This window comes from Sphingobacterium sp. UBA5996, from assembly GCF_002429765.1.
Taxonomy (GTDB): Bacteria; Bacteroidota; Bacteroidia; order Sphingobacteriales; family Sphingobacteriaceae; genus Sphingobacterium.
On sequence record NZ_DJAS01000011.1, the window covers coordinates 39,329 to 51,572 of the forward strand.

Sequence of the window (12,244 nt, forward strand, 5' to 3'; positions counted from 1 at the left end):
GTTGAGCCAGTTAAAAAAATTAATGAGAGAAGCATCATTTGTAGAACGAAATAAAGAAAAATGGACGTTAATTGAAAATAATTTGTCAATTAATACAGCGGTTGATCCGGATGAGCTGGCTTCAAATTATATTGAGCTGACAAATGATCTAGCTTATGCGCAAACTTTCTATCCTGAGAGTAAAGTAAAGGCTTACTTAAATGAATTGGCGGTGAATGCGCATCAGAAAATCTATAAAGATCAAAAAGCTTCCAACAATAAGTTTAAATCTTTTTTTAATGAAGAGATACCACAAGCAATTTGGTGTATTCGTAGACCGCTTTTGTACTCCTTCTTAATTTTTGTTTTGGCTTCAATTATCGGTTTTTTGTCGTCTGTGTACGATATTGATTTTGTTCGTCTTATTTTAGGCGACTTCTATGTGGATTCAACGATAGAAAGTATAAAAGCAGGCGATCCTGCTGCGGTATACGGAAAGGGAAGCAATTTTGGTTCAGCAATTTGGATTACGATAAATAATGTGCGTGTTGCTTTTATGGCTTTTGCTGCCGGACTATTTTTTAGTGTTGGGACGGGGTATGTCTTGTTTAGCAATGGTATTATGCTAGGTGCATTTCATCATATGTTTTTCCAATATGGCGTTATGGGGAAGGCTATGTCAGCGATCTGGATTCATGGTACCATCGAGATCTCGGTAATTATTGTGGCCGGAGGATGCGGGTTAGCACTCGGCAATAGCATCTTATTTCCAAAATCTTTTACCCGTTTAACTTCTTTTGTCCGTACGGCAAAGATTGCGATGAAAGTGTTGGTCAGCACAATTCCTTTTTTTATTATTGCCGGTACATTGGAAGGCTTTGTAACAAGATATTATAATGTTTCAATTTGGTTATGTGCATTAATTATCGTTTTATCTCTACTGGCAATCCTCTATTTTTATGTTATTAATCCATATCGACTAGCAAAACGATTTCAATGGAAATAAACTTTGAATTTCAAAAAGAACGGAAGGTAGGGGACTTTGTGCAAAGTTTTATAGATCTTTTTAAATTGATCTATAGGCATTTTGTATCTACTATTTTTGGTTTATCTGCTGTTCCGCTAGCCGGAATTGCCTTGGTTTATTATTTTCTGTCTACAAAAATCACATTCTCTGCTAATAGTGATTCTTTTGAGGACATCGATGCTCTGACTTGGGCTGGTTTACTTATTGTGGCGCTGATTGCTTTGGGACTGTACGTTTACGGTATTTCTATCGAATATTTTGTACTGCTTAAGGAGCGCAAGAGTACTGCATTTTCGGGTGTGGAAGTGCTTAAGAATTTTAGATCAAACCTTGGGAAATACTTTATGTTTTTGATTGCCATGATCTTGGCATTGATTGTCGTGTTTATTCCCTTGGCCATTGTTGCTGCGATTTGTGCATTTATCCCTTTTGTCGGAAGTTTTGCTATCGGAATATTGGCGTCCATGGTTGGTATTTGGTTATTTTGCTCATTTTTATTTTATCGCGAAGGCTATTCGGATCTCGGAAGTTGTTTTACAGATGCCTATGTAATGCTAAGCAAAAAATTGATTCAGTATGGTATTGCTACCTATATCGTAAATTTTATTTTCCAAATGGCTGTCATGATGATTTCTATTGTACCATTGGTTATCATGGGGATACTGTCATTCAACTTCCTCGGAATAGATGCTGCTTTTTTTGACTCATCCTGGGGAAAACTGCTGATGACATTGGGAGGTTTATTTATCACATTATTTACGTTGTTTCTTTATATGTCCGGAGTTTTGGCCAACGGTATTATTTATGAAACAGCGAAGGATCTCAAATTCGGAGAACGGATTTATGGAATGATCGAAGAGATAGGAGGAAAAAGTGAATAAACTCTTGTCTTTTTTCTGCATTGCTGGTTTGTCAATGATGTATGCTTGTGATCCGAAACCGGAGAACGTAGATGCCGACAGCAATAGTGCCGATTCGCTCCATGTGCAAATAGATTCTACCTTAGTGACAACCGATTCTGTCGCTATTGACTCGATAGCTTTAAAAGCACCAAATGGCCAACAGGAAAAAGATGAAGTTGATCTGTGGGATCCAACATTATTTGACTCAATTCCAAAATATACCGAAGAGCGTTCGTTTAGAATGGACCCTTATCAGGATATCATCAAAAGGTACGAGACGGACGATTTTGTTTATTCAGAAAATATTAAAGATCGGGTAAGTGCATTACAGCGCATTCTTGCCCGGCTCGCGGATTGGATTGGGAGCATCACCCCAGATAATCCTTATAAATTTCGGGAAGAATTCGGATATGTCTTTGCTTTTTTAGCTGTTATCGCACTAGCCTTTATCCTCTATAAAATACTTTACAACAAGAACCAATATTTTATCAAACATCGTGAGGAAGATAGCGAACTGGACGTTTTAGCGTATGTAGAGCGAAATCTAATGAATAGCAACTTGGAGCCTCATATACAGGAAGCTATTAAAAATAAAAATTATGCTCTGGGAATTAGGTATTTACAGCTACTCAATATTCAGAAGTTGGCTCATGCTGATCATATCAAGTGGAAGCAAAGTAAAACAAACGCTGAATTTGGGCAGGAAATAAGGGACGAGGAAATTCGTCGGGGATTTTTGGAGTGCACACGAATATTTGATTATGTCTGGTTTGGTCAGTTTGAATTAACGGAAGCTAACTTTACCCAATATCAGCAATTGTTTACCCAATATCAAAATCAAATTAAATGAAAGGATCGGTAAAATTTGGATTGATATTATTCGCAATTGTTTTGGTGCTCATTGCGCTTATCGACGCTACAAGTAAGAAACCAATTATCTGGGATCGGACATTTGATGCAAAAGACAAAAATCCCTTTGGAGCCTATGTGTTACGTCAAGAACTTGAACATATCATCGATCAAAAGAATACAACGATTGAGCGGCCATTGTACGAGTATCTAGACAGCGCAAAGAAAACGGACGCTAACTTGTTTTTTTATACCTCTTATTTTTCAATGGGTGAAGCTGCGGAAGATAAATTACTGGATTATGTGAATCGGGGAGGCAAGGCAATGATTGTCGCTGAGGAAATTGATCGTTATTTTTTGGATTCCTTGGGGGTGGAAACGGATAGTTTCTATGGTTACAAAAAAGGGGTAAATATAAAAAACCAAGTACGCGTTCGGCTAATGAATGATAATAATAAAATTCATTACGGTAAATCGGAGCTTGGTGAAGTGTTCAAAAAACTCCCTAAAAATGCAACTATTTTAGGTGCGATTACCTATAAAGAATTTGCACTACCTAACTTCGTGGCGATTCAATTTGGTAAAGGAACAATTTACCTGCATTTGACTCCGGATTTATTTGGAAACTATTACCTGCTGAATTCGGCGTCGCAATATGCTTATGTTGCCAAATCATTATCTTATTTAGATGATAAGCCGCTCGCTTGGTATGATTTTAAAGCAAACATGGACCAATATCGTACGCCTTTGCGTGTGTTGCTTCTGAATGATGGTCTTCGGCAAGCCTGGTATGTTTTGTTGGCGGGGCTGGTTCTTTTACTGGTGTTTAGAAGTAGGCGTGAACAGCGTGCAGTGGCGGTAGTGGCTCCAGAGCCGAACCTCTCAAAGGATTTTTGTGGAACGATTGCTACTTTATATTATGAAAATGGTGTACCCGGGAATATGGTTGCCAAAAAGATAGATTACTTTCTTCACGACCTTAGGAACCGTTTTCATTTAGATACCTTGGCGTTGCGTGAAAACGACTTCAGTGAAGAACTGGCTGAACGGTCTGGAGTCTCTCTGATGGAGACCCAAGCTTTGATCAAGTTGATTGTACGCATGCAGGATGCTAAACAACATGATTTGGTCGATCTTAAATTGATTAATGACACTATAGAAGAGTTTAAACATAAAGCAAAAATGATATGAGTGACTTCGATAAATATATACCTTTTGAAAACCGAATAGATGTATCGGTTTTGTTCGATAAAATGGCTCAGGTGAAAGCAGAGGTCAAAAAAGTAATCGTTGGACAGGATCAATTGATTGATATGCTTCTGATCTCCATTTTGGCTTCTGGGCATTCCCTGATTGAAGGATTGCCAGGGGTTGCAAAAACATTATCTGCAAAATTGATTGCCAAAACCATCGATAGCGAATTCAAACGTATTCAATTCACACCAGATCTAATGCCTTCGGATGTGACGGGATCATCGATATTGGATCTGAAAAGCAATGAATTCGAGTTTCGCAAAGGCCCTATTTTCGCAAACATCGTTTTGATCGATGAAATCAACCGTGCTCCGGCAAAGACGCAGGCTGCGCTTTTTGAAAGTATGGCCGAACAGCAGGCATCGGTTGATGGAACTACTTATCGATTACCCGCTCCTTTTGTTGTTTTTGCGACGCAAAATCCAATCGAACATGAAGGAACTTACCGTCTGCCAGAAGCTCAATTAGATCGCTTCCTGTTTAAAATTAATGTGAGCTATCCAGAGTTTGAGCAGGAAATGGAAATATTAAAAGAACATCATGCCCAAAAGGAAGTCAATAAAGAAGATCAGGTTCAGGCAGTGGTTTCCGCAACAGAAATTTTAGCATTTCAAAAATTGATCAAGTCTATTTTTGTCCATGAGGAGCTGATAACATATATTGCTCAAGTTGTTATAAAAACACGAACTAATCCAAGTTTGACACTCGGAGCCTCACCTAGAGCTTCTATTGCTTTACTGGAATCAGCGAAAGCTTCAGCAGCGGTTAGCGGTAGAGATTTTGTTACTCCTGAGGATATTAGAAGGGTGGCATCGGCCGTATTAGGACATCGTGTTATGTTGACGCCAGAAAGAGAAATGGAAGGCTTTACAACAGCCTATGTCATCGACCAAATCATTAATTCTGTTGAAATTCCAAGATAATGAAGAAATTAAGTCAGCTCTTTCTAACAAATCAATTTTTCTACTCGCTATTAAGCGTAGCAACACTCTTTACATTGTCTTTTTTCGTTAAGGAGTTGTTTATTGTAGCTTGGATTGTTTTTTGGATATGGCTGGCAATTTTGGTCTTTGATTTTATTCTCTTATTTTCTGGAAAGGGGAAAATAGAAATCACAAGGGTATATCCTGAAAAGCTCTCCAACGGAGATGAGAACCCAATGAGACTGATTGTGCGTTCTTTTTATCCTTTCCGAACAAAGGTGGAAGTTTTGGAGGAGTTTCCTGTTCAGCTTCAAATTCGCGATAAGGATTTTATGACCCATCTACCCAGCTTTCAGGAATCGGAAATATCATTTTCGCTGCGACCGACCCAGCGGGGGATCTATAAGTTTGGACGTTGTTTGGCACTAGTGATGCGTCTTGGATTTTTCAAAAGAAGATTTGTCACTAATCAGGAAGAAGAAATACCCTGTTACCCATCTTATATACAGTTAAGAAAGTATCAGCTTTTGGCGACAAGTAATAGACTGAATGAACTCGGGATAAAACGTATTCGACGGATTGGATCGGCCATGGAATTTGATCATGTTCGCGATTATGTTCAAGGCGATGACTACCGTCACATGAATTGGAAAGCATCTGCGAAAGTGAAAAAGTTGATGGTCAACCAATATGAAGAAGAGAAGTCGCAGCCGATCTATTCTTTTATCGATATAGGGAGGGCAATGCGTATGCCTTTCAACGGCCTGAGCTTATTAGATTATGCTATCAATGCTTCGTTGGTTCTTTCGAATGCAACGATATTAAAGCAGGACCGCGCGGGCTTATTAACCTTTTCAAAGGATATCAATGCATTTATACCCGCTGAGAAAAGGAATAATCAGATGCTTAAAATTTCAGAGTCACTCTATAAGGTATCGACTAAATTTGAAGAATCGGAATTTGGAAAACTGTATAGTTATGCCAATGCGCATATCAATAAGCGTTCACTAATTTTTCTTTACACCAATTTTGAGACCTTAGATTCCCTTAAACGGCAGATAAATTACCTGACTATGCTGAATAGAAGTCATATAATCGTCGTCGTCGTATTTAAAAATGTGGAGGTAGAGGATCTGGCTAAAAGTGTACCGAAAAAGACGATAGATATCTATAATCAAATCATTGCTGAGAAGTTTATCTATGAGAAGCAGCTTATTGTACAGGAGCTTATCCGTCATGGATTTCAGACTATTTATACTGCGCCGGAAAATTTAACCATCAATTCCATCAATAAATACCTTGAAATTAAGGCACGAGGACTTATTTGATGATCGAGGTGTCTTTGACCATAACTTTCGTCCAAAGGTGCTGATATTTTTCAATTGCTTTTAAATGGACTGGATGTGTCTCATAGCTTGTTATATCTTTAAGATCTTTAAATGTAACAATCAACGTGTAGTCAAAACTATTGTCTACTACAGGCCTCGGGTTTGTTTGAGCAGGTACGCCGTAGTGGAGTGTCTGAATTACGTCGATTTTCCGAAGCTCCTCAAAAAACTGGGTAAAATTCATTTTGTCTTTTTCACTGATATCTTTCTTAAGCCAGAAATTAACCACGTGGACGATGGTATTGGTCTGAATATCTTGGCTGGGGTGAACTGGATGAGCCCATGTTGGGGCAGTCATAAGCACCATAGGTGCCATAAGAAAATTGCGTCTTTTCATGATTGAAACGGTTTAGAACTATGAAGATACAAAACGTTCCTGATTTCACAAGTATCAATTATAAGGAAAGCGAAAATGGGCTCTTCTGCGCATGAAAATTAGACCTGTTCATTAAAAATACAAAGGGCGACATCATGTCCCCCTTTGTATTTTTAATGAACTTGGTGGTCTTATAGACCAAATTCTGCTTTCACCTTCTCGATATAATCCAGTTTTTCCCAAGTAAATAGTTCAACTTCAACCTGCTTTTTCTCGCCTGTCGAGCTTTCAAATTCTTTTATTACTTTTTTGGGTGTTCTTCCCATGTGTCCATAAGCTGCTGTTTCTGAGTAGATTGGATTTCTCAGTCCCAAACGCGTTTCAATCCCGTATGGAGTCATGTCAAATAAATGGGCAATTTTTTCAGCAATTTGACCATCGGTTAAATTTACTTTGCTCGTTCCATACGTATTTACATAGATACCCATCGGATCTTTTACACCGATCGCATAAGAAATTTGTACGAGAATCTCATCCGCGACCCCTGCGGCCACTAAGTTTTTGGCAATATGGCGTGTCGCATATGCTGCAGACCGGTCCACTTTAGATGGATCTTTTCCTGAGAAAGCACCGCCACCATGTGCACCTCTCCCCCCGTAGGTGTCCACAATTATTTTTCGGCCCGTAAGACCTGTGTCTCCATGGGGCCCGCCGATAACGAATTTTCCAGTAGGATTGATATGAAACTTAATTTCATCGTTAAATAACACTTGAAGTTCTGGCTTTAATTGTGCTTTGACACGAGGAATTAAGATCGTTTTGATGTCGTGTGTAATTTTGTCCAACATCGCTTGCTCTGTATCAAAGTCGTCATGTTGTGTCGAGATGACAATGGCATCAATTCTTTTCGGTTTGTGATCGTCGCTATATTCCAGTGTAACTTGAGATTTCGCATCCGGTCGTAAATACTTGATTTCGTTATTTTCGCGACGCAACTCCGCCAATTCATACAGTAAGCGATGAGATAGGTCCAATGCCAAAGGCATAAAATTTTCGGTTTCGTTATTCGCATAACCAAACATAATCCCCTGGTCACCTGCACCTTGCTCTTGCCGTGTTTTACGGTCTACACCTTGGTTAATGTCCGCAGATTGCTCGTGAATCGCGGATAATACGCCACAAGAATTTGCTTCAAACATATATTCAGATTTGGTATAGCCAATCTTTTGAATTACCGAACGTGCTATCTTCTGAACATCGAGGTATATGTTTGATTTAACTTCCCCGGCGAGGACCACTTGTCCTGTTGTTACCAACGTTTCAATAGCGACACGAGAATCCTCGTCCCATGCTAAAAAATTGTCTATTAATGCATCTGAAATTTGATCCGCAATTTTGTCTGGATGCCCTTCAGAAACAGATTCCGACGTAAATAAATAAGCCATTCTTTACCTGATTTTAAATATTGGATTTGCGCTAGAATGAATTAACAGCAAAGTGATAAGCGCCGTGATAGCGAAGGGTTTTAGCACTTTTTTACTGTGGTTGCAATCTCCTTGTCGTTGCTTTTGTGATGCAACAGCACGCAAATCAGTCCACATTCTATTTTTTATGCGACAAAGCTACAATACTTTAAGGATTATTTAAAATCAAATTTATATTTTAATTTAAAAAGTATAGTCACATACTTTAAGATGCACAAAGATTACATTATTTTAAGAAATTCGTAATTTCCGCTATCTTTGGGATATGTCAGAACGTAAACAAATATTGTTTGTTATTAATCCGATTTCAGGAGGAAAGCACAAAACATCTTTTAAAAAGCAGGTGTTAGATGTGCTTGATCTACAAAAATTTGATCCTACTTTTCAACAGACAGCTAGACCGAATCATGCCTATGAAATTGGGTTGAAAGCCATTGAAGAAGGATATGATGCGGTTATAGCCGTGGGAGGCGATGGAACAATCAATGAATTGGGATCAGCTTTGGTTGGGTCTGGAATTCCATTGGGGATTATTCCTGAGGGTTCGGGCAACGGTTTGGCGCTTTACTTGGGCGTACCTATGAATGAAGCTGCAGCTATCCGCCGGATTAATCGTTTTGAATCAATCGAGGTGGACTGTGGTGTTATCAATGAAAGAAGATTTTTTAATATTGCTGGTTTGGGATTCGATGCATCCGTGAGCGAAAATTTTGCTAATGAAAATATTCGTGGACCGTTGGGATACATGAAATCAGTGTTTAATGTGCTCAGTAAATATCAACCCGCACATTACAAATTAACCATCGATGGAAAAGTGTACGAAAGACAGGCTTTTATGATCAGTGTAGCGAATTCTCCTCAATATGGAAATAACGCCTATATTGCGCCGCAGGCTTCAGTGAATGATGGTATTTTAGATGTCTGTATTGTGCACAAATTCCCACTTTATATATTGCCAAAGATGATTTTTCATCTGTTTAACAAATCGGCAGATCAATCCAGTTATGTAGAGATCATTCCTGGGAAGAATATACGGATTGAGGTGGATAAGATTTCACCAGTACACGTCGATGGGGAACCAATCGAACTGGGAGATAAACTGGATATTTCCATTATGCCAAAAGCCTTAAAAATAATTTGCTAAGATCATGAGTAAAAATAAAAAACAGTCTTATGAAGGGGTTGTCTATTCCACAGATGATAGCTTCAATTATCAATTATCTGATTTTTTTCAGGAACAGGATACTTTACCAACGAATCAGCAAAACTTGAAAGTACAGCTTGATCGCAAAATGCGGAAAGGAAAAGTTGTTACGTTGATCACAGGGTTTGTAGGAAAAACCGAAGACCTGGAAATTTTAGGTAAATTGTTGAAACAGAAGTGCGGAGTGGGCGGAACCGTAAAGGATGGCGAGATCATCATCCAGGGGGAGTTTAAACAAAAGATCTACGAGTTGTTACTTAAAGAGGGATATCGCGTAAAATTAGTGGGTGGTTAAACAAGTATTGCGAGAATATTCAGATTAAATCTAATGAATTGTTTATTAGGCAAGTATGGTTTGTGTGTAACCTGTGTGTTTGTTTGATAATATGAGTAATCACTTACTTTTTGTAATTTAAAATCTTTGATTTTCTTGCATATCAAAAAAAAAATGGCTTTCATTGTAAAATAATTATTGCGAATAAGCGATTTAGCAATGAGAAACAATGATTATATAACGGGAGCTGCTGAGAAAAATAACACACATTAACGGTGTTTCAGTTTAAAAAAACAAATTTGATTTTTTTTACATATTTAAGAGGAATATTTTAAATTTGACATTAAATATTAAATTTGCTTTGCAAATTGATTTCAAAAGCGAATAGGAGTACATATAATTTAAACAACATTATATATTTAAACAACAGTAAAAAACTAAAAATTAGAAAAATGGCAAACGCACCTAAAACTGCTGCAAAACAAGAGAGCAACAACGGAGGATCTTTCTTTGCTCAAGCTGCAATCATCATCTGTTTCATCGTGGGTTTCTGTGTATGGAAATTTGTGATGGGTAATCCAACTAACTTCGTTGATAACAATCCAGAAAATGCTCCTAACCCAGGTAACTATTTAGGAATGGTTTACCATGCTGGGGCTATCGTACCTGTTTTGCTTGGTTTATTCTTAATGGTATGGGTTTTCTCGGTAGAACGTTTTATCGTTATCAACAAAGCTTCTGGTACTGGAAACGTTGGAAACTTTGTTCGTAAAATCCAAACGTTGATTAATGGTGGAAACATCGATTCAGCTATTGCTGAGTGTGACAAACAAAAAGGTTCAGTAGCAAACGTTGTGAAAGCTGGTTTATTGAAGTACAAATCAGTATCCGTAGATCCTGAAGTGAACACTGAAAAAGCGGCTATTGCAATCCAAAAAGAAATCGAAGAAACAACTGCATTGGAAATGCCTATGTTAGAGAAAAACTTAAACGTTATCGCTACATTAGTTTCTATCGGTACATTATGTGGTCTATTGGGTACGGTAACAGGTATGATCAAAGCCTTCTCGGCATTGGCAACAGGCGGTGCTCCAGATTCAGCTAAATTGGCGAACGGTATCTCTGAGGCCTTGATCAATACAGCAACTGGTATCGCGACATCAACATTCGCTATCGTATTGTATAACATCTTTACTGCAAAAATCGATAAATTAACTTACTCTATCGACGAAGCTGGTTTCTCAATCGTACAAACATACGCTGCAAACCACAAATAAGAACTATGATGAAAATATTTGATTTTTTTAAATTTATTTTATGGAAATCGAATATTAAAATCATCATAGGATAGAAGATTGAGTTTTTAATTTAAAAAGAAGAATTTAAAATGGGTAAAGCAAAAGTAAAAAGAGCCAGTACGTCGATCGACATGACAGCGATGTGTGACGTATCGTTCTTGCTGCTTACGTTCTTCGTCTTAACGGCGACAGCGCGCCAACCGGAAGCATTGACGGTGGATACCCCAGCATCGACTACGAAAGATAAGTTACCTGATTCAAATGTAGGTATGATCACAATAGGCGATCAAGGTAAAGTTTTCTTCGGTACGACTGATCAACAAGTTCGTGTAAAAGCACTAGAAAGAATGTCAGCAAAGTATGGCGTTGGCTTTTCGCAAGAAGATTACGATCGTTTCAAATTGATGGAAAACTTTGGTGTACCAATGTCTAAATTGAAAGGGTTATTGGCCTTAGACGGAAGTAAGCGTACAGAAAAAGGCGTGCAAACTGGTATTCCTATTGATAGTACTGAAAACACTTCAAATGAGTTGTATTATTGGGTTCAAAATACTCGCCTCGCAGCTGAAGAAGTGAATAAGGAAAAAGAAGCATCGGATAAAAATTTCGTGCATCCTGGACCTTTGAAGATGGCTATCAAAGCAGATGCGAATGAAAAATATCCTTCGGTTAATTTAGTTATTGAAACATTGCGTAATCAAAAGCAAAACAAATTTAGTTTCATAACGGGCATGCGTGCTGAGGACAAATAATTGACGATTTAATAAGAACAAACGATGGCAGAATTAAATCAGGATAGTGGTAAAAAAGGAAAAGGCGGGAAAGTAAGATCCAAAAAAAATGGGGGTAAGGTAGACCTTACAGCCATGGTGGATCTGGCCTTCTTGTTGATCACCTTCTTCATGTTGACCACGTCCTTAAATAAACCGCAGGCAATGGATGTGGCTATGCCAGACAAAAATAAAATTAAAGAAGAACAAAAAGATGAACTGCTTACGGCAGATAATCGTTCCCTTACAATTTTATTGGGTTCTGACAACAAAGTCTCTTGGGTATATGGTCAAGTAGCTAATCCGATCGAAGGGCCTACTGTTGCTGGTTATGGCGCAGATGGGATCCGTAAGGTCTTGATGGAGAAAAAGGCTTATGTACCTCGCGTTTCAGGCGGTAAAGACATGATTGTAATCATACGTCCTAGTGAAAAATGTACACAACGCAATCTGGTTGATATTCTTGACGAGATGAAAATTGTAGACGTTAAACGCTATATGATCGGAAAGATTACACCAGAAGAAGTCGAAGTGTTAAAACGTGACAATATCTATAATGATTAGTTATTAGATTGA

13 protein-coding genes are annotated in these 12,244 nt (G+C 38.2%); 11 read left to right on the forward strand and 2 right to left on the reverse strand.

Translation table 11 applies throughout. The features are described 5' to 3' along the window. Nucleotides 1-22 precede the first annotated feature (22 nt). From B3E00_RS07590 to B3E00_RS07615, 6 genes are read left to right on the forward strand one after another with little or no spacing between them, the layout of a single operon-like run. A complete protein-coding gene (locus tag B3E00_RS07590; RefSeq protein ID WP_209578280.1) occupies nt 23-985 on the forward strand; it encodes a stage II sporulation protein M in 963 nt (320 codons plus the stop codon). Further along, nucleotides 976-1,887 (forward strand): ABC transporter permease, encoded by a 912-nt coding sequence (locus B3E00_RS07595; RefSeq protein WP_293885254.1) that lies wholly within the window; start codon nt 976-978, stop codon nt 1,885-1,887. The genes B3E00_RS07590 and B3E00_RS07595 overlap by 10 nt, the downstream gene beginning before the upstream one ends. Further along, complete coding sequence (locus B3E00_RS07600; RefSeq protein ID WP_293937942.1) at nt 1,880-2,758, forward strand: DUF4129 domain-containing protein; 879 nt, start codon at nt 1,880-1,882, stop codon at nt 2,756-2,758. The genes B3E00_RS07595 and B3E00_RS07600 overlap by 8 nt, the downstream gene beginning before the upstream one ends. Next, the gene (locus tag B3E00_RS07605; RefSeq protein WP_293885252.1) at nt 2,755-3,948 is read left to right on the forward strand and encodes a DUF4350 domain-containing protein; all 1,194 of its coding nucleotides are present in this window, start codon (nt 2,755-2,757) and stop codon (nt 3,946-3,948) included. Before B3E00_RS07600 ends, B3E00_RS07605 begins: the two co-directional genes overlap by 4 nt. Continuing rightward, nucleotides 3,945-4,934: an AAA family ATPase gene (locus B3E00_RS07610; RefSeq protein WP_209578284.1), complete on the forward strand. Its 990-nt coding sequence runs from the start codon at nt 3,945-3,947 to the stop codon at nt 4,932-4,934. The genes B3E00_RS07605 and B3E00_RS07610 overlap by 4 nt, the downstream gene beginning before the upstream one ends. After that, nucleotides 4,934-6,262: a DUF58 domain-containing protein gene (locus tag B3E00_RS07615; protein ID WP_293889230.1), complete on the forward strand. Its 1,329-nt coding sequence runs from the start codon at nt 4,934-4,936 to the stop codon at nt 6,260-6,262. The genes B3E00_RS07610 and B3E00_RS07615 overlap by 1 nt, the downstream gene beginning before the upstream one ends. Here B3E00_RS07615 and B3E00_RS07620 read toward each other — a convergent pair. Together B3E00_RS07620 and metK are read right to left on the reverse strand one after the other, a co-directional pair. Further along, on the reverse strand, nt 6,255-6,659 hold the full coding sequence (locus B3E00_RS07620; RefSeq protein WP_293885246.1) for a Dabb family protein: 405 nt from the start codon (nt 6,657-6,659) through the stop codon (nt 6,255-6,257). The two genes, B3E00_RS07615 and B3E00_RS07620, sit on opposite strands and share 8 nt — an antisense overlap. A 170-nt stretch (nt 6,660-6,829) precedes the next feature. Next, nucleotides 6,830-8,083 (reverse strand): methionine adenosyltransferase, encoded by a 1,254-nt coding sequence (gene metK / locus B3E00_RS07625; RefSeq protein ID WP_209578287.1) that lies wholly within the window; start codon nt 8,081-8,083, stop codon nt 6,830-6,832. 304 nt (nt 8,084-8,387) lie between these two features. Between metK and B3E00_RS07630 the strand changes: the two genes are divergently transcribed. From B3E00_RS07630 to B3E00_RS07650, 5 genes are all read left to right on the forward strand, one after another. Then, nucleotides 8,388-9,266, forward strand: coding sequence for a diacylglycerol/lipid kinase family protein (locus B3E00_RS07630; protein WP_293885244.1), 879 nt, complete (start codon nt 8,388-8,390; stop codon nt 9,264-9,266). Nucleotides 9,267-9,270: 4 nt separating this feature from the next. Beyond that, a complete protein-coding gene (locus tag B3E00_RS07635; protein WP_293885243.1) occupies nt 9,271-9,621 on the forward strand; it encodes a translation initiation factor in 351 nt (116 codons plus the stop codon). A 431-nt stretch (nt 9,622-10,052) separates the two neighbouring features. Next, complete coding sequence (locus B3E00_RS07640; protein ID WP_209578290.1) at nt 10,053-10,877, forward strand: MotA/TolQ/ExbB proton channel family protein; 825 nt, start codon at nt 10,053-10,055, stop codon at nt 10,875-10,877. A gap of 110 nt (nt 10,878-10,987) precedes the next feature. Further along, nucleotides 10,988-11,650 carry an ExbD/TolR family protein gene (locus tag B3E00_RS07645; RefSeq protein WP_209578291.1) on the forward strand — a complete coding sequence of 221 codons (663 nt, stop codon included), beginning with the start codon at nt 10,988-10,990 and terminating at the stop codon, nt 11,648-11,650. 24 nt (nt 11,651-11,674) lie between these two features. Beyond that, nucleotides 11,675-12,232, forward strand: coding sequence for an ExbD/TolR family protein (locus tag B3E00_RS07650; RefSeq protein ID WP_209578292.1), 558 nt, complete (start codon nt 11,675-11,677; stop codon nt 12,230-12,232). Nucleotides 12,233-12,244 lie beyond the last annotated feature (12 nt).